This window comes from Neorhizobium sp. LMR1-1-1.1, from assembly GCF_040675795.1.
Lineage (GTDB): Bacteria > Pseudomonadota > Alphaproteobacteria > Rhizobiales > Rhizobiaceae > Neorhizobium > Neorhizobium cellulosilyticum.
On record NZ_JBEGHE010000001.1, the window covers coordinates 880,509 to 903,497 of the forward strand.

At 59.2% G+C, this 22,989-nt stretch carries 20 protein-coding genes; 12 read left to right on the forward strand and 8 right to left on the reverse strand.

Features of this window, described 5'->3' with window-relative positions:
* Positions 1 to 17 precede the first annotated feature (17 nt).
* Complete coding sequence (locus MRBLMR1_RS04150; protein ID WP_183685209.1) at positions 18 to 1,697, forward strand: formate--tetrahydrofolate ligase; 1,680 nt, start codon at positions 18 to 20, stop codon at positions 1,695 to 1,697.
* Between the two features lie 142 nt (positions 1,698 to 1,839).
* Positions 1,840 to 2,151 (forward strand): hypothetical protein, encoded by a 312-nt coding sequence (locus tag MRBLMR1_RS04155; RefSeq protein WP_148145635.1) that lies wholly within the window; start codon positions 1,840 to 1,842, stop codon positions 2,149 to 2,151.
* 6 nt (positions 2,152 to 2,157) lie between these two features.
* Here MRBLMR1_RS04155 and MRBLMR1_RS04160 read toward each other — a convergent pair whose 3' ends face one another.
* The gene (locus MRBLMR1_RS04160) at positions 2,158 to 3,423 is read right to left on the reverse strand and encodes an extensin family protein (RefSeq protein WP_148145634.1); all 1,266 of its coding nucleotides are present in this window, start codon (positions 3,421 to 3,423) and stop codon (positions 2,158 to 2,160) included.
* A 326-nt stretch (positions 3,424 to 3,749) separates the two neighbouring features.
* On the opposite strand from MRBLMR1_RS04160, the gene MRBLMR1_RS04165 reads away from it, so the two are divergent.
* Both MRBLMR1_RS04165 and MRBLMR1_RS04170 read left to right on the forward strand, forming a co-directional pair.
* Positions 3,750 to 5,939, forward strand: coding sequence for an anthranilate synthase (locus tag MRBLMR1_RS04165; RefSeq protein ID WP_500063713.1), 2,190 nt, complete (start codon positions 3,750 to 3,752; stop codon positions 5,937 to 5,939).
* A gap of 1 nt (position 5,940) precedes the next feature.
* Positions 5,941 to 6,441 carry a GNAT family N-acetyltransferase gene (locus MRBLMR1_RS04170; RefSeq protein WP_148145632.1) on the forward strand — a complete coding sequence of 167 codons (501 nt, stop codon included), beginning with the start codon at positions 5,941 to 5,943 and terminating at the stop codon, positions 6,439 to 6,441.
* 1 nt (position 6,442) lies between these two features.
* On the opposite strand, the gene MRBLMR1_RS04175 is transcribed toward MRBLMR1_RS04170, so the two are convergent.
* Entirely contained in the window at positions 6,443 to 7,123 is a 681-nt protein-coding gene (locus MRBLMR1_RS04175) for a GNAT family N-acetyltransferase (RefSeq protein ID WP_148145631.1), read from the reverse strand.
* On the reverse strand, positions 7,120 to 7,611 hold the full coding sequence (locus MRBLMR1_RS04180) for a MarR family transcriptional regulator (RefSeq protein ID WP_148145630.1): 492 nt from the start codon (positions 7,609 to 7,611) through the stop codon (positions 7,120 to 7,122). The genes MRBLMR1_RS04175 and MRBLMR1_RS04180 overlap by 4 nt, the downstream gene beginning before the upstream one ends.
* 218 nt (positions 7,612 to 7,829) lie before the next feature.
* Between MRBLMR1_RS04180 and MRBLMR1_RS04185 the strand changes: the two genes are divergently transcribed.
* Complete coding sequence (locus tag MRBLMR1_RS04185) at positions 7,830 to 8,801, forward strand: cation diffusion facilitator family transporter (RefSeq protein ID WP_500063716.1); 972 nt, start codon at positions 7,830 to 7,832, stop codon at positions 8,799 to 8,801.
* Positions 8,798 to 9,262 carry a preQ(1) synthase gene (gene queF, locus MRBLMR1_RS04190; protein WP_148145628.1) on the forward strand — a complete coding sequence of 155 codons (465 nt, stop codon included), beginning with the start codon at positions 8,798 to 8,800 and terminating at the stop codon, positions 9,260 to 9,262. The genes MRBLMR1_RS04185 and queF overlap by 4 nt, the downstream gene beginning before the upstream one ends.
* Before the next feature lie 160 nt (positions 9,263 to 9,422).
* On the opposite strand, the gene MRBLMR1_RS04195 is transcribed toward queF, so the two are convergent.
* The gene (locus MRBLMR1_RS04195; protein WP_148145627.1) at positions 9,423 to 10,259 is read right to left on the reverse strand and encodes a DUF2076 domain-containing protein; all 837 of its coding nucleotides are present in this window, start codon (positions 10,257 to 10,259) and stop codon (positions 9,423 to 9,425) included.
* A gap of 151 nt (positions 10,260 to 10,410) precedes the next feature.
* On the reverse strand, positions 10,411 to 10,998 hold the full coding sequence (locus MRBLMR1_RS04200; RefSeq protein WP_148145626.1) for a HupE/UreJ family protein: 588 nt from the start codon (positions 10,996 to 10,998) through the stop codon (positions 10,411 to 10,413).
* A 220-nt stretch (positions 10,999 to 11,218) separates the two neighbouring features.
* Between MRBLMR1_RS04200 and MRBLMR1_RS04205 the strand changes: the two genes are divergently transcribed.
* Positions 11,219 to 11,806: an ATP-dependent Clp protease proteolytic subunit gene (locus MRBLMR1_RS04205; protein ID WP_148145928.1), complete on the forward strand. Its 588-nt coding sequence runs from the start codon at positions 11,219 to 11,221 to the stop codon at positions 11,804 to 11,806.
* 133 nt (positions 11,807 to 11,939) lie between these two features.
* On the opposite strand, the gene MRBLMR1_RS04210 is transcribed toward MRBLMR1_RS04205, so the two are convergent.
* On the reverse strand, positions 11,940 to 14,615 hold the full coding sequence (locus MRBLMR1_RS04210; protein WP_183685207.1) for an EAL domain-containing protein: 2,676 nt from the start codon (positions 14,613 to 14,615) through the stop codon (positions 11,940 to 11,942).
* 224 nt (positions 14,616 to 14,839) lie between these two features.
* Between MRBLMR1_RS04210 and MRBLMR1_RS04215 the strand changes: the two genes are divergently transcribed.
* From MRBLMR1_RS04215 to leuA, 5 genes are all read left to right on the forward strand, one after another.
* Positions 14,840 to 15,523: a winged helix-turn-helix transcriptional regulator gene (locus MRBLMR1_RS04215; RefSeq protein ID WP_148145624.1), complete on the forward strand. Its 684-nt coding sequence runs from the start codon at positions 14,840 to 14,842 to the stop codon at positions 15,521 to 15,523.
* A 120-nt stretch (positions 15,524 to 15,643) separates the two neighbouring features.
* Positions 15,644 to 16,489 (forward strand): class I SAM-dependent methyltransferase, encoded by an 846-nt coding sequence (locus MRBLMR1_RS04220; protein WP_148145623.1) that lies wholly within the window; start codon positions 15,644 to 15,646, stop codon positions 16,487 to 16,489.
* 264 nt (positions 16,490 to 16,753) lie between these two features.
* Positions 16,754 to 18,190, forward strand: a complete 1,437-nt coding sequence (gene eglC, locus MRBLMR1_RS04225; RefSeq protein ID WP_148145622.1) for an endo-1,3-1,4-beta-glycanase EglC — start codon at positions 16,754 to 16,756, stop codon at positions 18,188 to 18,190.
* A 110-nt stretch (positions 18,191 to 18,300) separates the two neighbouring features.
* Positions 18,301 to 19,482 (forward strand): benzoate/H(+) symporter BenE family transporter, encoded by a 1,182-nt coding sequence (locus tag MRBLMR1_RS04230; RefSeq protein WP_148145621.1) that lies wholly within the window; start codon positions 18,301 to 18,303, stop codon positions 19,480 to 19,482.
* Between the two features lie 353 nt (positions 19,483 to 19,835).
* Positions 19,836 to 21,548 (forward strand): 2-isopropylmalate synthase, encoded by a 1,713-nt coding sequence (gene leuA, locus MRBLMR1_RS04235; RefSeq protein ID WP_148145620.1) that lies wholly within the window; start codon positions 19,836 to 19,838, stop codon positions 21,546 to 21,548.
* A gap of 77 nt (positions 21,549 to 21,625) precedes the next feature.
* Here leuA and MRBLMR1_RS04240 read toward each other — a convergent pair whose 3' ends face one another.
* Together MRBLMR1_RS04240 and MRBLMR1_RS04245 are read right to left on the reverse strand one after the other, a co-directional pair.
* Positions 21,626 to 22,480: an anti-sigma factor family protein gene (locus tag MRBLMR1_RS04240; RefSeq protein WP_148145619.1), complete on the reverse strand. Its 855-nt coding sequence runs from the start codon at positions 22,478 to 22,480 to the stop codon at positions 21,626 to 21,628.
* Complete coding sequence (locus MRBLMR1_RS04245; RefSeq protein ID WP_148145618.1) at positions 22,477 to 22,959, reverse strand: sigma factor-like helix-turn-helix DNA-binding protein; 483 nt, start codon at positions 22,957 to 22,959, stop codon at positions 22,477 to 22,479. The genes MRBLMR1_RS04240 and MRBLMR1_RS04245 overlap by 4 nt, the downstream gene beginning before the upstream one ends.
* Positions 22,960 to 22,989: the final 30 nt, after the last annotated feature.

A 22,989-nucleotide genomic window follows, 5' to 3' on the forward strand; every position in this document is an offset into this window, starting at 1 on the left:
GCCAAGAGGGAAGCCGGATGGCAGATGTGAAATCGGATATCGAAATTGCCCGAGCGGCGAAAAAGCAGCCGATCATTGTCATCGGCGAAAAGCTCGGGATTTCGTCCGACGATCTCATTCCGTATGGTCATGACAAGGCGAAGATAAGCGCCGATTTCATTGCTTCACTTGAGGGCAAAAGAGACGGCAAGTTGATCCTCGTTACCGCAATCAACCCGACGCCTGCGGGCGAGGGGAAAACGACGACGACAGTTGGTCTTGGCGACGGACTGAACCGGATCGGAAAAAAGGCGGTCATCTGCGTGCGCGAGCCGTCGCTCGGCCCCTGTTTCGGCGTCAAGGGCGGGGCGGCCGGCGGCGGCTATGCTCAGGTCGTGCCGATGGAGGATATCAATCTCCATTTCACCGGTGATTTCCATGCAATCACGTCTGCGCATAATCTGCTTTCGGCGATGATCGACAATCACGTCTATTGGGGCAACGAGCTCAATATCGATATCCGTCGCATCACCTGGCGGCGCGTGATGGACATGAACGATCGGGCGCTGCGCGAAATCGTCATGTCGCTCGGCGGTGCGAAAAACGGGTATCCGCGCGAAGGCGGCTTCGACATCACGGTTGCCTCCGAAGTCATGGCTATCCTGTGTCTTGCCGAAAACCTCAGCGATCTCGAGCGCCGGCTCGGCCAGATCGTCATCGGTTATCGCTTCGACCGCTCACCGGTCTACGCGCGTGACCTGAAGGCTGACAAGGCGATGGCGGTGCTGCTGAAGGATGCGATGCAGCCGAACATGGTGCAGACGCTGGAAAACAATCCGGCACTCGTGCATGGCGGTCCGTTCGCCAATATCGCTCATGGCTGCAACTCTGTGATCGCCACCAAGGCGGCGCTGAAGCTCGGCGATTATGTGGTCACCGAAGCAGGATTCGGGGCGGATCTCGGGGCGGAAAAATTCTTCGACATCAAGTGCCGGCAGGCGGGGCTGAAACCCGATGCAGCCGTCATCGTCGCGACCATCCGGGCACTGAAGATGAACGGCGGGGTGAAGAAGGAAGATCTTTCTGCCGAGAATGTCGAGGCGCTGGTGCGCGGGTGCGCCAATCTCGGCCGCCATGTCGCCAATGTGCGCAAGTTCGGCGTACCGGTGGTCGTCGCTATCAATCACTTCATTTCGGATACGGATGCCGAGATCGCCGCGATCAAGGATTATGTCGACAGGCTAGGCGCCGATGCGATCGTTTGCCGCCATTGGGCAGAAGGGTCGGCGGGTATCGAGGAACTGGCCTACAAGGTGGTCGAACTTGCCGATGGCGGGCAGGCAAAGTTCCAGCCGCTTTATCCGGACGAGACGCCGCTTTTCGACAAGATTCAGACGGTCGCATCGAAAATCTATCATGCGGGCGAGGTGACTGCCGACAAGCCGGTGCGGGATCAACTGAAGGCGTGGGAGGAGCAGGGTTATGGCAATCTGCCGGTCTGCATCGCCAAGACCCAGTATTCCTTCTCTACCGATCCGAGTTTGCGTGGCGCGCCGGAGGGGCATGTCGTGCATGTTCGCGAGGTGAGGCTTTCCGCCGGTGCGGGTTTTATCGTGGCGATCACCGGCGAAATCATGACCATGCCCGGTCTGCCGCGGTCGCCATCCGCCGAACGGATCTTTCTCAATGACGAGGGGCAGATCGAGGGCCTGTTCTGATAATATTGTTCAGGTCGATTGCCGTTTGAAACGAATATATCAAGCTGTGGGAAAGCATCGCGGGAACCTGAGCTTGAATTTGGAATTGATGATGCGCAGGATGGGCAAAACCGATCCTCGTTCATTTCGTGCGGAGAGTTTCATGTCGATCGTATTTGGGAAATATTCTCTGTCCATCGCCGCAGTCATGGTGTTTGGCGCTGCCGCTGTATTGCCTGCCGGTGCGGCCGATCTCGTTCGGGGCTATTATCCACCGGCGGCAAAAAGCCAGCGGCATTATGTTCGCACGGCTTATGCCAATGAGGAATGCGGTCTGTTGAAGGTCACGCAATCCGGATATTCGCGGATCGTCCGCATATGTTCACCGGTGCTCGATCTGAGGCCTGCTCCGACGAGAGGCACTTCGAGCGGCGATGCCGGCAATGGATCGTCCTTCACTGTTACGCAGCAGTAAGCCCCTTTACCGGCAATAGCGATAACCACCGTTTCGCTCGAGGATGTCCAAGTGAAGATGGTCTTCGTGCGATGCGTCGCTACCTGGTGACAGGACGGTGGTGAAGTGCAGGCATGCTCCGGCAGTGGCGGTGCGCTGGAATGCGCCTTCCAGCGTCGAATCTTCCGTTCTCGGTTTCATCTCGATCTTTTCGCCATTGTCGAGCTTGAAGGCTGCAACATCATAGGCGTTGCCGCGAGCGTGTTCGGAAATCTTTCCGGTCGATGCACTGTTTCTTAAACGGCACTGGTAGGTAGAGCCGGGTACGAGGCCGACGATCTTGCGGCCCGGCATGGCGATGGTCATGGCGGGCTGGACCGTGTCTTTCAGCCAGTGGGCCATGGTAAGCGCCGTCTTGCAGCGCATGGTCGCGCCGCCGAGATCGACGCCGGGCAAGACTTCCGCCACATCGATCGGATGCTCGATGCCGCAGCCATTGCCGTCGTCGATAGGATCGTTTGTTTCGAATTTTGCACCGATCGCCTTCAGGTCGGCCAGGCAGGCCTGCAGCTCCTGTGGATCCTCTTTTACGAGAGGCGGGGGAGGCGGCGTCTCGGCCTTTTCCGTTTCGCCTGCCTCATCCTGCTTGCCGTCAGGTTCTGTTTCAGCCTGAGCGGGTTGTTTCTCTGCTGGCTTCTCCGGTGATCCGCGTTCGGCGCCGTCCGATCTGGCGGCCGCAGTGTCGGTTTCGGGCTTGGGAAGCGGTGTGGGAACCTCGGCCTCGCGCGCCGGTTCGGTAGCGGTCGAGGGTTGTTCGACGACTGGGGGCTTGGTTTGGTCTTCGGTCTCCGGCTTTGCGGGTGAAGAAGCGGCTTTCTCGTCGGGCTTGGCGAGGTCGGACTGCGCCGGTTTGTTTTCAGCGCTATACGTCTCGGGTGTCGCTGCCTGTTCTTCGGACTTCCGGTTTTCGGCCTCACCCGGTTTGTCCGCAGCCAAAGGCGGCTCGGGCGTCGCCTTGTGTGCGGTTTCGGCCGGTTTCTGAATGGGTAAGGGAACGGATGCGAGCGGTGGCGGTTTGGGGATGGCATTGCGCGACGTGTTGCGGCTACGGGTTCTCGCCTTCTCCCTGGTCGAAGACTGTTTGCGAATGCCGGTATCCTTGAGGAAGCGGTCGATGACGTTGACCTCGACGATTTCGGCGCTCCTGCCCGGCAGCGCCGGCCGTTCGGGCGGCAAGGCTGCACCAAGCATGAGAGGTGCGGCAAGCGCGATGAGTAAGGTTGACCGCTTCATTCCCTGTCTGTCCTCCGGACCGGTTCTGCACTGTGCTTCGGCGCAACGGATGCCGGGCGAGAGGGGCAACGCGGATCGACCTGTTTTGGTCGCATCACAGGACAATATTTTTGTGCTTGCGCGGTATGTCCTGCCACGCTAACAATTCCGCCCATGACGATTTCGATGAACAACAACGGTAACTGGTGGTGGGCACGCTAACGCGGCCTTGACCAGTCATGTCCATCGACAAGACCAGACCAAGCCGCCCGAGAACCGAGGCGGCTTTTTTATTGGCCGCTTTGCGGGAACCGGGCGAACCAGATCGAAGAGGCAAGGGCATTACAATGGTGACGATCATTCGCGAGGACGGTTCCGAGACCTACGAGACGCGAGGCGGCATAACCGTCAGCCGGGCTCGCCGTCCGGCGGAATATGCAACGGCAATCTCGTCTTATGTCGACAGGCTGGACGAGCGCCGCGGTGCTGTCTTCTCGTCGAACTATGAATATCCGGGCCGTTACACGCGCTGGGACACGGCGATCGTCGACCCGCCGCTCGGGATCACCTGCAATGGCCGCAAGGTGTGGATCGAGGCCTATAACGAGCGTGGCGAAGTCCTGCTCGGCTTCGTTGCCGACAGGCTCGCCGGTGTCGAGGACCTGACGCTTGGCGAGCGGACAACCCGCCGCCTCGACCTCACAGTTAACCAGCCCTCTCGCGTGTTTACCGAGGAAGAACGTTCGAAGATGCCGACGGTGTTTACCGTTTTGCGCGCAATCGTCGATCTCTTCTATTCCGAAGCCGACTCTGCGATCGGCCTGTTCGGCGCCTTTGGCTACGATCTTGCCTTCCAGTTCGACGCGATCAAGCTTGCCATGCAGCGGCCGGAAGACCAGCGCGACATGGTTCTGTTCCTTCCCGAAGAGATCCTCGTCGTCGACCACCATGCGGCCAAGGCCTGGATCGACCGCTACGATTTCGCCAAGGGTGGAGTGACGACCGAGGGCAAGGGCCAGGACATCGCACCAGACCCGTTCGTGCGCACGACGGTGACGCCGCCGAAGGGCGATCACAAGCCGGGCGAATATGCCAAGCTGGTCACCGAGGCGAAGGAGAGTTTCCGTCGCGGCGATCTGTTCGAAGTGGTTCCCGGCCAGAAGTTCATGGAGCGTTGCGACAGCAAGCCTTCGGAGATTTCCAACCGTCTGAAGGCGATCAATCCGTCGCCCTATTCCTTCTTCATCAATCTCGGCAATCAGGAATATCTGATCGGCGCATCGCCGGAAATGTTCGTCCGCGTTTCGGGCCGCCGGATCGAGACCTGCCCGATCTCGGGCACGATCAAGCGCGGCGAGGATGCGATTTCCGATAGCGAGCAGATCCTCAAGCTGTTGAATTCGAAGAAGGACGAGTCGGAGCTGACGATGTGCTCCGACGTCGACCGAAACGACAAGAGCCGCGTCTGCGAGCCGGGTTCGGTGAAGGTGATCGGACGCCGGCAGATCGAGATGTATTCGCGGCTCATCCACACGGTTGACCATATCGAGGGCCGCCTTCGGCCGGACATGGATGCGTTCGACGGGTTCCTCTCCCACGCCTGGGCCGTGACAGTGACCGGTGCGCCAAAACTTTGGGCGATGCGATTCATCGAAAGCCATGAGCGCAGCCCGCGCGCATGGTATGGCGGGGCGATCGGCATGGTCGGCTTCAACGGCGACATGAATACGGGCCTGACGCTCAGGACCATTCGCGTCAAGGACGGCATTGCCGAAGTGCGCGCCGGGGCGACGCTGCTCAACGACAGCAATCCGGAAGAGGAAGAGGCCGAAACCGAACTGAAAGCATCCGCCATGATTTCAGCTATTCGCGATGCGCGTGCCGGCAATTCCGGCAAGGTTTCCCGCGATGTTGCCCGTGTGGGCGAGGGGGTGAAGATCCTGCTCGTCGACCACGAGGACAGCTTTGTTCATACGCTGGCCAATTACTTCCGCCAGACGGGGGCGACGGTTTCCACCGTGCGCACGCCGGTGCCGGACGAGGTGTTCGACCGGATCGATCCCGATCTCGTCGTGCTGTCGCCCGGACCGGGCAATCCGAAGGATTTTGACTGCAAGGCGACGATCAAGGCGGCGCGGGCGAGGGACCTGCCGATTTTCGGCGTGTGCCTCGGGCTGCAGGCTCTTGCCGAGGCTTATGGCGGGCAGCTTCGGCATCTGGCAATCCCGATGCACGGCAAGCCGTCGCGTATCCGGGTGCTGGAACCGGGGATCGTCTTCTCGGGACTTTCCAAGGAAGTGACCGTCGGCCGTTATCATTCGATCTTCGCCGATCCGGCAACGCTCGACCGCGATTTCATCATTACTGCCGAAAGTGAGGATGGCACGATCATGGGTATCGAGCATGCCAAGGAGCCGATTGCGGCCGTGCAGTTTCACCCGGAATCGATCATGACGCTGGGCGGCGATGCCGGGATGCGGATGATCGAGAATGTCGTGGCGCATCTGGCAAGGAAGCGCGAGACGAAGGCGGCATAATATGACCGATGAAATCCGTATCGAGCCGATACGGGAAGATCATGTCGAGGGATTTCGCGAGGCCCTCGACATCGTTGCGCGTGAGCGGAAGTACCTGATCTTTCTTGAGGCGCCGCCGATCGAGGCATCGCTGGCCTACGTTCGCGATAACATCGCCGGCGGTCATCCGCATATGGTGGCTGTGGCGGATGGCAGGGTCGTCGCGTGGTGCGATATCAGGCGTGCTGCCCGAGATGCGCAGGCGCATTGCGGTACGCTCGGCATGGGCATCATTCCCGGCTATCGCGACCGGGGGCTCGGCAGGCGGCTGATTGCCGCCGTGCTCGATGCCTCAAGGGCTGCAGGCCTGCGCAGGATCGAACTCAATGCGCATGCGGACAATCTTCGCGCCATCGCCCTTTATGAGAAGGTCGGTTTTGAGCACGAAGGCATTGCCCGCCATGCGGTGAAGATCGACGGGCATTATATCGACAGCGTCAAGATGGCGTTGCTTTTCGACTGATCTACTCCGCCCGCTTGACGACGCGGAAATTCATGTCGCTGCGGATGGCAAAGCCGAGCGAGCGGTAGAGGCCGACAGCACCCTCGTTATGCTTGTAGGCATGCAGATAGACGGCCTCGTTGCCGGCGGAAATTTCGCCGGCGACGAAGCGCAGCATCAGCTTGCCGAGACCTTTGCCCCGGCAATCCGGGTGGACGCAGAGGCCGCTCAATTCGGCAAAGCCCGGCTGGCGCATGCGTTGGCCGCCCATGGCGACGAGCCGGCCATCGATGCGGATACCCCAGAAGGTGCCGAGTGACTGCGCCTTCAGCGTGAAAGGGCCGGGCTTGGTGAGTGTTGCAAGCGCCAGCATATCCGCCGCGTCCTCTTCGCCCAGTTTTACGATGCGAGGCTCTTCGATCCTGTCGAACGGCTTGTCGGCCAGCATCTGCACCAGCGTGGCATCGATGATGGTTTCGAAACCGGGAAGGGCGGGGATCGGCCCCGCTTCGACCAACGCCATCGTCTCGCCGGTCAGCGGCAGGGCCTTGATTGCGGCGATGCTTTCTGCCGTATCGTCCTGCATCGCGGCGAAGGGCACGATCGAGGGAGAATAACGTTTGGCGTGCGGGGTGCCTTCGGCGAAGGCCGAGTGGACGGTGGCCAGCGCGTTCCAGGCCGGGCGATCGAGGATGTGGGTCATTTCGTTTCCTTGTCTTTATTCATGCGCTCGATCAGCGGGCGGTGCTTGAGGCCGTCTTCGATGGATGCGAGTTGCTCCAGGAAGGAGCCGTCGAGATCGGTGCAAAGGTTTCTGACGGCGGCTTCGACGCCCGGCCAGACTTCGCGGGTGGAATAATCGACGAGCTCCTGTCCTGCCTTGGTTAGCGAGACCTGCTTGCGGCGCTGGTCTCCATCGCTGACGGACAGGTCGAGCAATCCTGCCTCCGCCAACTGGCCGATCGTGCGCGTGGCGCCCGGCTGCGATATGCCGATGACATCGGCAAGTTCCCCGACCGTCAGCGGCCCGTTGCGGTCGATCGCTGCAAGAAAGGGATAATGTGCTGCAGGCAGATCGATGCCATGCTGCTGCATGATCAGCTGGGTATTGGCCTGCACCATTTCCCCGAGGCGGCGAAGCCTCGTTCCCAGGGTAAGGTAACCGAAGTCTTTGACGATGTCGTGAGGCATGCGTACCTCTCCATAATATTATATAACTCGTTATATAAATGGTTATGTTTTCCTTGCAAGGAGATTTGATCCTGAAAGCGCTTTGACAAAACCGACGCTCTGCGGCATATGCTCACTCATCCGAAACCGCTGCTGCGAGACCGCTCGCCGTGGCGGTTTCGTCGTTTCAGGGCATGGCTTCTGCAAGTCATTCTCACCAGCAAAAAGGCGTCTGGATCATGGCGCAGCGAATGAAGGACAAACCGGTGAACACGGCGCTTAACAAAGATCGAGCTATCGTCGAGCGGCTCGCATTCTGGGGTATTCCCATCTCGATCGGGGTGATGGGGCTCAAGATGCTGGCTTGGTGGGTGACGGGTTCCGTGGCACTGCTTTCCGACGGCATGGAATCGCTGGTCAATGTCACGGCCGCATTCATTGCGTATTTCGTCATCCGATACGCGCAGCGGCCGGCCGATCACGACCACCAGTTCGGCCATCATAAGGCGGAATATATCTCGGCGGTTGTCGAGGGTGTGTTGATCATCGTTGCTGCTATCCTGATCATTCAGGAGGCCTGGGGTGCACTCTTCTCGCCGGAAGCCATGCAGGCACCATGGCTGGGGCTTGCGATCAACGCCGTCGCGGGCGTCATCAACGCCATCTGGGCGACGATCCTAATCCGGGTCGGGACGGCACATCGTTCTCCAGCACTGGCGGCTGATGGTCATCACATCATGTCGGACGTGGTGACGTCGGCGGGTGTCTTTATCGGTCTGATCCTCGCGGTTTTTACCGGTTATGCGATCCTCGATCCGCTGCTCGCCATTCTCGTTGCGATCAACATTCTCTGGCAGGGATACAAGGTGATCTCGCATTCACTTGGCGGGTTGATGGACAAGGCGCTGGAGCCGGATGAAGAAGCGGCGGTGCGCGATGCGATCACGGCGCATTCGGCTGGTGCGCTCGGGGTTCATGACCTCAGATCCCGGCGGGCAGGAGCGGCCGCCTTCATCGATTTTCATCTGGTCGTACCGGCTTCGATGACGGTCGGTGAGGCACATGATATCTGCGACCGCTTGGAAGATGCGATCAAAGAGGCTATTCCCGGCGCCACACTGGCCATTCATGTGGAGCCCGAAGGTGAGCGCGCCCATGGACAGAAGGTCGAAGTCGAAGGACATACAAGCCTGGAAGGAATGGGCGAATGACGATGACGGATGTCAGCGGGCTGTCGCAGCTCGGAAAACAGGTAGACGCACCGAAGAGCCCGGAAGAGGCCGTGCTGGAGCGTGTGCCGAACAGCAACCAGGGCACGGATTACGTGACGCGCTTCACCGCGCCGGAATTCACCTCGCTCTGCCCGATGACCGGCCAGCCGGATTTCGCCCATATCGTCATCGACTATATTCCCGATGCCTATCTGGTCGAATCCAAGTCGCTGAAGCTGTTTCTGACCTCGTTCCGCAATCACGGCGCCTTCCACGAGGATTGCTCGGTCTATATCGCCAAGCGGCTGGTCGAATTGCTTCAGCCGAAATGGCTGAGGATCGGCGCTTACTGGTATCCGCGCGGTGGCATTCCGATCGACGTGTTCTGGCAGACGGGCGCCGTGCCGGAAGGCGTGTGGCTGCCGGATCAGGGCGTACCGACCTATCGCGGACGTGGGTGAAGAACGGTCCGGCGCAGCCGGAGCAATCGATCCAGTGAATCGATTGCAGTGACGAACGCACCGAGCCAAAGCGAGGGGCTGGGATAGGCTGCCGCATTGGCGGAATAAGAAAGCGCCGGAGCATCACTGCCCGGCGCTTTCTCGTTGGTGGCTTTATCGATCAGACGTCGAAGCTATCGTCGTTACTGTCGAAGTCGCCATTGTCCTGATCGGCATCGTCATTCGAATAGCCGGCCTGCTGCCAAGCGTCGTTGTCATTGTCGTTGTTGCCATCGTCCGACTTGTCCGATGCCTCGCGTATCGCGTCGTCGCCATAATAGTTGTTGACGACGGTCTCCTCGACTGCCGGCTGCTCGGAGGCACCGAAGGAGCTGGCGCCGGCGAGCGGGTTGCCGAGACCTGCGCCCGCCATGTGGTTGCTGAAAATGCCTGACAACGAGTTGGCAAGCAGCATGCCGCCGGCGACCCCGGCTGCAGTGCCGAGTGCGCCGGTGAGAAAGCTGCTGCCGGCTGACGGTCCGCGGGAGGGGCCGCTGCTCCATGGCCCGGATGGTTGAGGGGCGGATGCCTGTGCGCCATAGGGTGGAGGAGGAGCGCGGTAACCGTCGTCATAACCGCGAGGGCCCTCGTATGTCGGACGGGCGCCCCACGGACCGGAGGTTGGAGCGGACGATTGCTGGACCGGCGCCTGGGCGCGCGATTGCTGCGATCCGAAGATCGAGCTCAGGAAGCCACCGCCCTGTTCCGCCTGGCGATTTTCGCCCTGCGCGGCTTCCAGCTCATGGACGCGGTCTTCCAGCTCCCGGATACGGTTGGATGCCGCTTCCAGCCCCTTTTCCTGAACGACAACCGCCTGGGCCAGGTAATAGGTCGCGTAGGGCTGTTTGCGGGTTTCCTGATCGATCAAGTCTTCCGCATCCCGATCCCGCGGTGTTGCCGAGGCGGTACGGACGCGTTCGAACAGAGAATTGAGAAGCTGGCGTTCTTCCGGTGACATTCTTGCCTCCTTGGGCATTTGGGCTGTCCAAGGAGGTAAGCGGCGATTGCGGCATTTCAAATCGCCGCAAGATTAAATCTCGGTAATGCGCAACTCTCTGTTTGGTGCGATTGCCAAGGCAGAACAGGGTTCAACCTTTGCCGGAATTGCTTCAGCCCCCAAATGCGAGCGACAGGCCGAGAAGCGCGGTGATGCCGCCGAGAATGCGGGCGACATAAGGGCTGAAACGCGAGATGCCGAGGCCTGCGGCAATGCCGGCGAGGTGCAAAAACGCCGTTGCGATGACAAAGCCGGCGCCGAACTGGAATGCGCCTGCAGAACCGAGTTCACCGCCATGGGCATGGCCGTGGAAAAGAGCGAAGACGGCGACGATTGCAGCACAAACGGCCGTCGGCAGGCGAACGGCGATGGCGACAACTAGGCCGAGGGCGATGACGGAGGCCAAGATCGCGGGTTCTACGAAGGGAAGTTCAATGCCCAACAATGCGAGGGCAAAGCCGATCGCCATCGTGCCGACGAATGTCGAGGGAACGATCCAGAGCGCCTTCCTGTTGCCACCTTGAGAAATCTGGGTAGCCCAAAGTCCGACCGCGACCATGACGAGGATGTGGTCCATGCCGAAAAGCGGGTGCGAGAAGCCGGCCATGAATGAGCCGTGCTCTTCCGGATTGAGATGGGCAAAGGCGGGTGCTGTCGCTGCGGCAAAAATGGTGGCGGAGAGCGAAAGGCGTCTAAACATTATGGTCCCCTCAGATTCTGTCTGACTTTAAAAATATGATGGAAGATAGGGCGCAGGGCTTTCCGATGTCCACCACAATTGCCAGCTGGTCGCCGAAGGTTTCTACGTCATTCACCTTATAGACGGCCTTAGTCGTGGCTTGCGGCCACTCTCCATTGTTTTGTGGCCGCGAACACATTATGTCCGATGTCATGAATCCCAGCAGGAGACACTGACTGTGCTGAACGACGAAGACGACAACGACGACAAGACCAAGGAATTGCCGCTCGGCAAGGAAACAGAGGCGAACCTTTTCAAGTCGCGCTCGATCTTCATCTACGGTCCGATTACCCAGGAACTGGCGCAGAAGGTCAATACGCAGCTCGTTGCGCTCTCCGCAGCCAGCGACGAAGATATTCGCATCTATGTGAACTCCCCCGGCGGCCACGTCGAATCGGGCGATTCCATCCATGACATGATCAAGTTCATCAAGCCGAAGGTCTGGGTTATCGGAACCGGCTGGGTGGCTTCCGCAGGCGCGCTGATCTATGCAGCCGCGGCGAAGGAACGCCGTATCTCGCTGCCGAACACGCGCTTCCTCATCCATCAACCGTCCGGCGGCACGCGCGGCATGGCATCCGATATCGAGATCCAGGCACGCGAAATCGTCAAGATGAACGAGCGCCTGATCAAGATCTTTGCCAAGGCCACCGGCCAGACCGAAGAGAAGATCGCCAAGGACATCGACCGCGATTACTGGCTCTCTGCAGAGGAAGCCGTCTCCTACGGTCTGGTCTCGAAGATCGTCACATCTCAGAGCGAAATCTGAGATAGCGCTTCGGATCATTGAAACAGAAAGCCCCGCCAGCTTGCCGCTGGCGGGGCTTTTGTGTTCAAGGTTTGCAAATCTTTCATCTTGCAAGATTGGAGCCGGAGGGCGCCCAAATGGCTTGCCTGCACGGTTACCCGTCGGCACATTGCCGCGCTTGCCAGTTTTCGACGAAGGTTATGAACTCGGCAGCGGCAAGGGGCTTGGAAAAAGCGTAACCCTGCAAGACGTGGCATCCGAGGCCGCGCAGAATTTCAATATGTTTGCCGGTCTCCACACCCTCGGCAACGATCTCGATATCCTGCGACCTTCCGATTTCGATGATGGAGGCGACAAGTCTGCGCTGGGATGCAGAATCCTCGATCGGCGAGATCAATTTGCGGTCTATCTTCAATCGCTTCGGCCCCAGCTCGATCAGGCTCACGATCGAGGCGTGACCGGTGCCAAAGTCGTCGATTTCGATGTCGATACCGAGCGACTTAAGCCGAGTGATTGCCGTACGCAGGTCTTCATCGTGGTCATCGAATGAGATGGATTCCAGAAGCTCGAAAGACAGGCTGCCCGGAGAAAACTGCAGGTCTGTCAGCCGGTCGAACATGCGGCCGTCCTTTATTCTCTGCGCCGATATGTTGACCGAAAGATGCGGCACATCCAGACCGAGCGCCTTCCAGCGAACGGACTGGAAAAGCGCCTTTTCAAGAATTACGGCATCAAGATCGGCTGCGCGATTCAGGCTTTCGGCAATATCGAGAAAGCGATCAGGTGCAAGAGTGCCGCGCTGCGGGTGTTGCCATCGCGCGAGTGCCTCGACGCCGACGATCTGCAACGTCCGTGCATCAAACTGGGGTTGGAAATACGGGACGATCTGATCGTGCTCCAGTGCCGTCAGGAACTCGTCCGACATCGTTTTGCGAAGCACCGCAGCCATACGCAGTTCGTCGGAAAAGATCTCGAAGCGGTTGCGCCCGCGTTTCTTGGCTTCGTAGAGCGCAATGTCCGCATTGACGAGAAGTTCGCGAGGCTCCTCCATCGATGCCGTCTGGCAGGATATTCCTGCGCTGCAGCCGATACGGCACTTGTGACCGCCGATTTCTATCGGCCGGGCAAGTGACCTGACGATTGCCTGCGCAAGTTCGCGCGAGCGACGTTCGACGCAAGGGCCGCTGGTGGCGATGACGAATTCGTCGCCGCCTACGCGTGAGGCGAATTCGTCCGGTGTGACAAGGTCGAGGAGGCGTGCTGTCGTCTGCCTCAAAACCTCGTCGCCAGCGGCGTGGCCGAACGTGTCGTTGACTTCCTTGAAACGGTCGAGGTCGACGTGGATGAAGGCCAATCGATGGCTCTTTTCCGCCTTTCCGCTACCTGCTTCCATGAACTGGTCCAGAAATCGCCGGTTGGGGAGGCCGGTCAGGGCATCATGGAGAGATTGATGTTCAAGCGTCCGGCGCGTCGCCCTGAGCTGTGTATTCTGTTCTTCTGCCCGAGAACGCGCCTCGCGCAATTCTGCTTGCAACAGCATATCCTTGGTCACATCCCAATTCGCGCCAACGATCCGCATTTCGCGGCCTGCCGTGCTATAGACCCTGCCATTTGCACGGATGTATCTTATCTCTCCGGTCGGAGACACGATGCGGAATTGAGTGATGTAAGGAACGCCTTCAGCCACCGTCTGGAGCAGTTCTTCCTGTGCGGCTCGAATATCGTCCGGGTGGATCGCTTTTTTCCAGTCTTCATAGAAAAATGCGTCCCGATCCGGTGAGCCATAGTACATTTCGCGCATCCGGCGATCCCAGATAAGCTTTCCGGATTCGGGATGGTATTCCCACACGCCAATGCCGGAGGAGTCGAGGGCAAGGCCGAGGCGATGTGAGACTTCCTCCAGTTCCTCCTCACGCTGCTGCAGTATGATGAGATTACGGTGCCGCTGCCTCATCAGCAAACCAGCCCATATCAGCGGCGCAATGATGCCGATGGCAACCATGGCGGCATAGATCCGGGATACGAAAATTGCCGGTGGTTCCTGAAGCCATCCCCCTTTGGGGACCGCGGCAAGGTACCATGTGTCGTATCCGAGTTCGATGCGCGTACGCACCGCGTCGTCGACGAAGACTGCGGGATCGCCCACAAAGACATCCTTGATGGAGGGTTGCGGTCGGCGCGCGATAGCTATGTTGAGCGTCTGTTGGTCGGAGTTTATATTGCTGTCCCGATACAAGCGCTCGGCATCGATCACGGCCGAGACAACACCCCAGAAATGACCGTTTCCAATAGAAAATACCGGATAGCGTGCCAGCAGGCCGTGCCCGCCCTGCATGAGCTTCACCGGACCTGCAATTGTGGTCTTGCGCCGTTTTATGGCTTCGAAAACAGAGCCGGACTGTTTCGGGTTGGCGTTATAGTCCTGCCCGATCAATTGCTTGTTTTCATCGAATGGATAAACGTTCTGCACCACGAGGTTTGGAGCCGCTACTACGTTTCGCAATTGCGACGGGACACTGAAGATACGTTCGGACAGGGCGCTGAATTGCGCTTGGGTCATATTCGGATTGGCGGCGATTGCTGCAACAAGTCCCTGAATGAGGTTTACGTTGCCGTGAATTTGTGTTTCCAGGCGAGAGGAAACCTGCGCAAGGCGCTCGGAGGCAACAAGTCTCTGTTCTGCCAGAAAGCGCTCATGCTCTTCGTTGTCCGCTTGAACAAATCCGATGGCGACTGCAGCAATGACAACGATTGCGGGAATAAAATAGCTCAGGCCAAAAGCCTTCTGGATCGGCCGCATCGATCTGTCCGAATGAGAAAAAGTAGCCATCGAATATTCCGGTCTCATGATGGCAAAGAGTTGCAGAGAAACTTTAATATTATGCTTTTCTAACCGTCGTTTGGCGTGAAATATGGTCACTTTACTGTAGATTGAATATTGCTTCAGTGATTGTCTGCATCCATTCCGTGTTTTGTTTTTCGCTGCGCGCTACAGTTTATGGACTGGACCGTGCAAACCCAGAGGCGCATACTTTCCTGCCGGGAGGTTTGGCGATGAAGGACGACGGATACAATCAGTTTTGCCCGATCGCCAAAGCCTGCGAACTTATCGAGCCGCGCTGGACATTGCTGCTGCTTTCCGAAATGTGGTCCGGCTCAACGCATTTCAACGAAATCCGCCGCGGCGTGCCCGGTATGTCGCCGACGCTGATGTCCAAGCGACTTAAGCAAATGGAGGTGAGCGGGCTGGTGACCCGCTCGGCAAACGAGCGAACCGGCGAGATCACCTATATCACCACCAGGATTGCAGACGAGCTTGGCCCTATCGTTCGGGAGCTTGGTCGCTGGGCACACCGGAATGTCGACGCCGATGTGACGCTCGAAAATCTCGATGCGCGGCTTTTGATGTGGAATATGCGCCGCAAGATCGATGCCGAAGCGCTGCCCAAGCGCAGGCGCAGCGTCATCGAGTTCAATTACCCCGAGTTGCCTCGGGAGGAACGTCACTATTGGCTGGTCAACAAGCCGGGGCAGCCGATCGACCTTTGCCTGATCGATCCGGGTTACGATGTCGATCTTTATGTCACCGCCGAACTGAAGGCGATGACGGCGGCGTGGATGGGGCTTTCGGGCCTGAAGGCGGAGATTGAACAGGGGCGAATTTCATTGATCGGCGACGCAGACATCGCCTCGCGGATTGATGACTGGATGGTGCGCAGTTCTTTTGCCACCTGCTGATCCGGTGCATTTTTTGTATCGGGTCCGGTTCATTTTCTACACTGGAGCAACCGGCATAGACTGAAGCATCCTCCAATTATTGCCCGCGTCATCGGGCTCTTCGACATGGGAGGAAAGACAATGCAGACAGCAAATCTGGACCTTGCGCATCCCGCCGCGCCAGCGGGAGCGGATTTCAACGCGGTCAAGGCGCGCCAGCAAGGCGCCTGGGCTTCGGGCAATTACGCGGTCGTCGGCACGACCCTGCAGATCGTCGGCGAGAGGCTTTGCGAGGCGCTTGATCTGAGGGCCGGCGAAACGGTGCTGGATGTCGCTGCCGGAAACGGCAATGCGACGCTCGCAGCGGCACGGCGTTGGTGCATTGTCAGCTCGACCGATTACGTGCCGACGCTTCTGGAACAAGGCAGGCGACGCGCCGAGGCGGAAGGGCTCAGCGTCAATTTTCAGACGGCCGATGCCGAGGCGCTACCCTTTGCCGATAATCACTTCGATGTCGTGCTTTCCACGTTCGGAGTGATGTTCACGCCGGACCAGGAAAAAGCGGCTTCTGAATTGCTGAGGGTATGCCGCAGGGGAGGGCGTATTGGTCTTGCGAACTGGACGCCGGACAGTTTTATCGGGCAGGTGTTCAAGACGATCGGCCGGCACGTGCCGCCTCCGGCAGGCCTGCGCCCACCGTCGCTCTGGGGGACAACCGATCGATTGAACGAACTGTTCGGTTCTGTGGCAGGCGTTTCCGCAAGCCGGGAGACTTTCGTCTTCCGCTACCGTTCTCCAGGCCACTGGGTCGAGGTGTTCCGCACCTGGTACGGGCCGGTACACAAGGCTTTCAGTGCCTTGCCAACAGAGAAGCAGGCCGTCCTGGAAAGAGACCTGCTTGACCTCATCGAAAGCTTCAATCGGGCTGAGGATGGGACGATGGTAGTACCCAGTGACTATCTTGAGGTCATCATCGCGAAGCGCTGATGACCGGCGGGCCGGCGTCTGCAAACGAGGATGCAGGCGTTTACGGCGCCGTGTGCCGATTGCGGCGCACGGCGCCGGCCAGCTGTTCCAATTGCGCACAGGTGTTTCAATTCGATAAGAAAAGGCTGCCTGTTAGGCCGGGCTTAACTGTGTAGCCCGTTTGTCCGGGAAAATGACGCGTTATTGAAAATCTGAGCGGGTGAGGCTGTTAGGCTGTGGGTGGGAGGAACTTGGAGGATAGCCACTCAAACAGGAGCAGTTTCAATGACGAACTCCATTTCGAATGCGCTTGGTGTCGCACTTTATTACAGCGCAGGCTCGACTGCCTGGTTTTCCGCAACGGGCTCCGGACCGATCCAGTACGGGACCGCAGGCAATGATTCCATGTGGGGCGACAGTTCCGTCAACGTCACGATGACGGGTGGAACCGGTGACGACATCTACTATCTCTATTCCAGCATCAATCGGGCTGAGGAAAAGCCTGGCGAAGGTGTGGACACGATTGATACCTGGATGAGTTACACTCTTCCGGAGAATTTCGAGAATCTGCGGGTAACCGGCGACAACCGTTATGCTTTCGGTAATTCCGCCGACAATATCATCCGAGGCGGATCGACCCGCCAGACGATCGATGGCGGGGCAGGAAACGATGTGCTGATCGGTGGCGGTGGCGCCGATACGTTCATCATTTCCAAGGGCAACGGGACCGATCTCATTACCGACTTCAGCAGCGATGATACGATCCGGCTCGATGGTTACGGCGTCACGTCATTCGATCAACTGATCAATCAATCCTCCCAGCAGGGGACGAATCTCTGGCTCAATCTGGGCAATGGCGAAAGCGTCGTCTTGGCCAATACGACAGCTGACGATCTCAGCGCCGACCAGTTCGAACTCAACCTCGATCGATCGAACCTGACGCTCACCTTCAACGACGACTTCAATTCGCTATCCCTGTACGATGGTCAGGACGGTGTGTGGGAAGCGAAATACTGGTGGGCGCCGGAAAAGGGGGCGTCGCTGCATACCAATGGCGAGCAGCAATGGTACGTCAATCCTCTATACGGACCGACAGCGTCGGCAAATCCGTTCTCGGTGACAGACGGCGTGCTGACGATCCGAGCAGAACAGACTCCCGATGCGCTTTCCGGCGACGTCGAAGGTTACGACTACACGTCTGGCATGCTGACGACCCATGCGTCCTTCGCGCAGACCTACGGCTATTTCGAAATCCGCGCCGACATGCCGGACGAGCAGGGGGCATGGCCCGCCTTCTGGCTGTTGCCCGAGGACGGTTCATGGCCGCCGGAACTGGACGTGATCGAAATGCGCGGACAGGACCCGAATACCTTGATCCTTTCGGCTCATTCGAACGAAACCGGTAAGCAGACTTCGGTCATCAACAACGTTGCGGTGGCCGATACGGAAGGGTTTCACACCTACGGTCTGTTGTGGGACGAGGATCACATCACCTGGTATTTCGACGATGTAGCGGTGGCGCAGACGGATACTCCCGACGACATGCACGATCCGATGTACATGATCGTCAACCTGGCGATCGGCGGCATGGCGGGCACACCTTCGGATGGGCTGCCCGACGGGTCGGAAATGAACATCGACTATATCCGCGCCTATTCGCTCGATGACCTAGAGGCAACGAATGCCGGATCCGCTGCACAAACCAGCGAGTGGCTTCTCTGACCGTGTTTGTCTTCGGCGAACGGTTTTGACGTGACGAGGCTTGCAAGGAGCTGAGGATTTTGATCTGCAGGGATCAGATTTCCATCCCTTGCCAGGCTTTTCGGATACCCATGCTCAAGGACTTTTCTCCCTCGGCACTGACGATGGGGCTGCTGACAGCCTTTGTCGGTTTCGTCAGCTCCTTTGCCGTCATCATGCAGGGCCTTCAGGCGATGGGCGCATCGCCTGAAGAGATTGCGTCGGCGCTGCTGGCTGTCTGCATTGCGCAAAGCGTGCTCACGGTGTTCTTTTCGCTTCGCCACCGGATGCCGATCATGATGGCCTGGACAACGCCCGGCGGTGCGCTTCTGGCGGCGACCGGCGCGATCGAGGGCGGGTTTCCTGCGGCGGTCGGGGCGTTCGTGCTTTGCGGCGTGATGATCACGCTTTCCGGCCTGTTCCGGCCGCTCGGGCAGATGATCCGCAAGATCCCGGCGCCGATTGCCAATGCGATGCTGGCGGGCATTCTTCTCAGCCTATGCCTTGCGCCGGTGAATGCCGTCGCCTTCAATGCCGCGCTCGGGCTGCCGATCGTGCTGACCTGGATGGTCGTGGTCTCGCGCTGGCGGCTCTGGGCGGTGCCGGCGGCGCTCGGTGCCTTCGCGCTTGTGCTGGTCTTCGGCATCGATCTGCCCGATGACGTGTTCGGCCAGATTGGCGCTGCGATCCATCCGAACCTGATCTGGGTGCCGCCTCTCTTCACCTGGCACGGATTTATCTCGGTGGGGTTGCCGCTGTTCATCGTCACCATGGCATCGCAGAATATTCCGGGCATCGCGATCCTGAAGGCACATCACTATGAGCCGCCGCCGGGACCGCTGTTCGCCTCGACCGGCATATTCTCGACCATCATCGCTTTCTTCGGTAGCGTGCCGGTGAACCTTGCGGCAATCACGGCGGCGATGTGCGCCAGCGAGGACGCGCATCCCGACCCCAAGCGGCGCTATTGGGCAGCCGTTATCGGCGGAGCGACCTATACGGTGCTCGGGCTGATCGCCGGGGGGATTATCGCCTTCGTCTCGATGGCACCACCGATTCTGTTGCAGGCGGTCGCGGGCCTCGGATTGATCGGCGCATTTTCGAATGCAGCCTTTGCTGCATGGCGCGAGCCCGAGACCCGCGAAGCCGCTGCGATCACCTTCCTCGTCACTGCTTCGGGCGCCACATTTGCCGGGATTTCCGGGGCTTTCTGGGGGCTTGTGGCCGGTGCCGTGATGATCGGCCTTTCTAAGGTGATGAAGAAATCCGCCTGACCGGAGGCGTACCGGAAGCGCGAAAGCCGTTCTTGCCGGATGGCTGATGTATCGCTATACATCTCCCCATGACCATGACAGGCGCGATCATGTTTGACCGTTTTGCCGCCCGCAGCACCGCTGCCGGGGCGACGGTTTTCGCGCCTCTCTCGCTTCTTAGCCTCGACCTTACACTCGGTTGCCGGGTCCGTTGAGGAGCGCCCGGCGGCCGAAAAGCCAGCCGGCGTAAGTGCTCCTCGCATCAAATCCCAGATAATGAAACCGGACCACAAGAGGTCCAAAATCCGCAGTCGGATGGTCGAGAACGGCATCGAGCCAAAATGCTCCTGCGGATGCGAGTGAAGGACGAAGACATGGACAACAAGATTTCCGCATCGGCAAAAGGCATGCAGTCCGCGGGCGTGAAGTATCGCGCCTATCCGACGATCAACATTCCGGACCGCACTTGGCCGTCGAAGGCGATCGAGAAGGCGCCGATCTGGTGTTCGGTCGACCTGCGCGATGGCAACCAGTCGCTGGTCAACCCGATGGGCCATGACCGCAAGGCGCGGATGTTCAAGCTGCTTCTGGACATGGGGTTCAAGGAAATCGAGATCGGCTTCCCGTCCGCATCGCAGACCGATTTCGATTTCGCCCGCTGGTGCGTGGAAGAGGGTGGCGTGCCGGAAGATGTATCGCTGCAGGTGCTGGTGCAGTGCCGTCCGGAGCTGATCACCCGCACGTTCGAATCGCTGGAAGGCGCACACAAGCCGATCATCCACTTCTACAACTCGACGTCCGAACTGCAGCGCCGCGTGGTGTTCGGCAAGGATGTGCACGGTATCAAGCAGATTGCCGTCGATGCCGCAAAGATGATCACCGACATGGCGGCGAAGGCCGGCGGCGGTTACCGTTTTGAATATTCCCCGGAAAGCTTTACCGGTACCGAGCTGGATGTGGCTCTGGAGATCTGCAACGCGGTGATCGAGGTGGTGAAGCCGACGGCCGACAACAAGCTGATCCTCAACCTGCCGTCGACCGTGGAAATGGCGACACCGAACATCTATGCCGACCAGATCGAATGGATGTGCCGCAATATCGACAACCGCGAAAACGTCATCATCTCGGTTCATCCGCATAACGACCGCGGTACCGGCATTGCCGCGACCGAGTTGGCATTGATGGCGGGTGCGGACCGCGTCGAGGGCACGCTGTTCGGCAATGGCGAGCGCACCGGCAATGTCGACGTCGTGACGCTGGCGCTGAACATGTTCACGCAGGGCATCGATCCGGAACTGGATTGCTCCGACATCGAGCGGATCAAGGAAGTCTACGAATATTCCAACGAGATGGTCATCCCCGAGCGCCATCCTTACGTTGGCGAGTTGGTCTACACCGCATTCTCCGGCTCACATCAGGATGCGATCAACAAGGGGATGAAGGCGATCAAGGTCGCTAACCACCCTGTATGGGAAGTGCCATACCTGCCAATCGACCCGCAGGATGTCGGTCGTTCCTATGAGGCGATCATCCGCATCAACTCGCAATCGGGCAAGGGGGGGATTGCCTATATCCTGAGCCAGGATTACGGCCTGAACCTGCCGCGCAACCTGCAGGTGGAATTCCGCGAGGACATCCAGCGGATCACCGATGAAGAGGGCAAGGAACTGTCTTCGAAGCGCATCCACGAGCGCTTCATGGAGCGTTATGTGGAGCAGTCCGGTGCGCGTCTGAAGTTCGTCGATCACCACACATATCCGTCCGAGCCTCACCACAAGGGCGTGCGGGTCGTTGCGGCGGAGATTATCGACAATGGCGAGACCAAGCGCATCGAAGGCAAGGGAACCGGGCCGATCGACGGGTTCATCAATGCGCTGTCGATCTATCTCGGCATCGACCTGTCGGTGAATGATTATTCCGAACACTCGCTGCAGCACGGCTCGAACGCTTCGGCTATCGCCTATGTCGAGATGCAGCATCCGGGTGGCAAGCTGTTCGGTGCCGGCGTCAACACGAATATCGTCACGGCCTCGCTCGATGCGATCGTTTCCGCGGCAAACCGGGTTCTGGAGGAGAGGGCGCGCTAGGCGCCTCTCGTTCCGCATTAAATCAAAAAGCCGCTGCGGGAAACCGCAGCGGCTTTTTTGTTGAGCTTGAATGGTCGTCAGATGAGACCGGCAGCCTTTGCCGCGATCTCGTCGAGATCGGCGGCCGAAGACGGGGCGACGATCACATAAGTCGCAAGCGGGGTGCTCCAGGATACGAGGCTGGTGTCGAGGCGGATGTCCTCAATCGGCTTGGTCGTTTCTGGCCGCGCTCTTGAGAAGGTCAAGGCCAGAATGTCGCCTTCATTGTCGCCGGTGGTGCGGCGATAAAAAAGTACGCCGGTCGGGGTGTTTTCAGCGGTGACTAGACGTGCGCCGACGAAGGCAAGCCCGCTATCGGTGAGGTCCGGAATGCGGAAGCCGACGCCGGTTCCGGTGGTCAGCCATTCGAGGATATCGGCCGGCCTGTCCGCACCGATTTCCACCAGCCGGTTCTGCTGGCGGCTGTAGAGGCGGAAATGGGAAACGATATCGTCCAGCCAGTCGCGTTGCTGAAATGCCGGGCTTGCCAATGCTTGCGGCGCATGAGAGCCATCCGGTCGAGCGCCGATCATGTAGCCCAGGCTGCCGCCAACCAAGAGCGTCAGGGCGCAGGCCGACAGAGCCTGCAGGCCCGAAGGACGAAAGGCCCGGTTGCGGCGGGAGGATCCTGGAAGCCGTACCGCCTTGCGGGGAAGGGGGGCGTTCTTGATGCTGCGGACGAGATCGAGCGGCACCGGCTCCTTGAGCATTTCTTCGAGAAGAAGTCGGCCGGTCTGGCTGCCGCGTTTCAAATCGTCGTGCAGTGCGCGGGCATGCGGATCGTTGACGAGCAGGGATTCGACATCCTGACGCTCCGTATCAGACACCTGGCTATCGACAAACGCGGAAAGACGACGTTCCATCGCCGATGGCTCCTTATTTGCCATAGTCACGCTCTCTTTTCCGCAAAACCAGGCGGTTGGGAGGAAAGTGCCAATCGTGCGGCACAAAGGCGTGATGAGACCAGTTCCGGTGTGACGCCGAGGATCGATGCTGCCTCAGAATAATCGAAACCTTCGACATCAACGAGAAGAAGCGTACTTGCCAGACCCTCAGGCATGCCGAGGAACGCCTTGGATTCACAGCCGCTAACGCCAGTTGCTTCGGCATTCTGCTTTGAGAGCGGTTCCTGGCGGTTGCGCTTGCGAACCTCGTCGCTCCAGCCGATCCTGATCTGATTGAACACCCAGCTTTCCAACCGGCATTCGCCTTTCCAGTGATGGCTTTTGAGAATGACGCGGGCAGAGACTTCGCGCACGAGGGTGTCCGCTGCATTCGCATCTCCGGTCAGCGTCTGGGCGAACCGCCGCAGCCGCGGCAGCAAAGCCACAAGGTCACGACGGATATCGGTTGAAACTGCTGGCGGATTCATCAGAGGAATATGGCCTTTTTGCTCTCATTC

Excerpts from the sequence above, each read along its gene's own strand:
- MRBLMR1_RS04165 (WP_500063713.1), top strand. The coding sequence starts at position 3,750 with ATGGTGACGATCATTCGCGAGGACGGTTCCGAGACCTACGAGACGCGA.
- MRBLMR1_RS04185 (WP_500063716.1), top strand. The coding sequence starts at position 7,830 with ATGGCGCAGCGAATGAAGGACAAACCGGTGAACACGGCGCTTAACAAA.
- leuA (WP_148145620.1), top strand. The coding sequence starts at position 19,836 with ATGGACAACAAGATTTCCGCATCGGCAAAAGGCATGCAGTCCGCGGGC.
- MRBLMR1_RS04210 (WP_183685207.1), bottom strand. The coding sequence starts at position 14,615 with ATGGCTACTTTTTCTCATTCGGACAGATCGATGCGGCCGATCCAGAAG.
- MRBLMR1_RS04180 (WP_148145630.1), bottom strand. The coding sequence starts at position 7,611 with ATGCCTCACGACATCGTCAAAGACTTCGGTTACCTTACCCTGGGAACG.
- MRBLMR1_RS04170 (WP_148145632.1), top strand. The coding sequence starts at position 5,941 with ATGACCGATGAAATCCGTATCGAGCCGATACGGGAAGATCATGTCGAG.
- MRBLMR1_RS04160 (WP_148145634.1), bottom strand. The coding sequence starts at position 3,423 with ATGAAGCGGTCAACCTTACTCATCGCGCTTGCCGCACCTCTCATGCTT.
- MRBLMR1_RS04230 (WP_148145621.1), top strand. The coding sequence starts at position 18,301 with ATGCTCAAGGACTTTTCTCCCTCGGCACTGACGATGGGGCTGCTGACA.
- MRBLMR1_RS04245 (WP_148145618.1), bottom strand. The coding sequence starts at position 22,959 with ATGAATCCGCCAGCAGTTTCAACCGATATCCGTCGTGACCTTGTGGCT.
- eglC (WP_148145622.1), top strand. The coding sequence starts at position 16,754 with ATGACGAACTCCATTTCGAATGCGCTTGGTGTCGCACTTTATTACAGC.
- MRBLMR1_RS04215 (WP_148145624.1), top strand. The coding sequence starts at position 14,840 with ATGAAGGACGACGGATACAATCAGTTTTGCCCGATCGCCAAAGCCTGC.
- MRBLMR1_RS04175 (WP_148145631.1), bottom strand. The coding sequence starts at position 7,123 with ATGACCCACATCCTCGATCGCCCGGCCTGGAACGCGCTGGCCACCGTC.
- MRBLMR1_RS04200 (WP_148145626.1), bottom strand. The coding sequence starts at position 10,998 with ATGTTTAGACGCCTTTCGCTCTCCGCCACCATTTTTGCCGCAGCGACA.
- MRBLMR1_RS04150 (WP_183685209.1), top strand. The coding sequence starts at position 18 with ATGGCAGATGTGAAATCGGATATCGAAATTGCCCGAGCGGCGAAAAAG.
- MRBLMR1_RS04220 (WP_148145623.1), top strand. The coding sequence starts at position 15,644 with ATGCAGACAGCAAATCTGGACCTTGCGCATCCCGCCGCGCCAGCGGGA.
- MRBLMR1_RS04155 (WP_148145635.1), top strand. The coding sequence starts at position 1,840 with ATGTCGATCGTATTTGGGAAATATTCTCTGTCCATCGCCGCAGTCATG.
- MRBLMR1_RS04195 (WP_148145627.1), bottom strand. The coding sequence starts at position 10,259 with ATGTCACCGGAAGAACGCCAGCTTCTCAATTCTCTGTTCGAACGCGTC.
- queF (WP_148145628.1), top strand. The coding sequence starts at position 8,798 with ATGACGATGACGGATGTCAGCGGGCTGTCGCAGCTCGGAAAACAGGTA.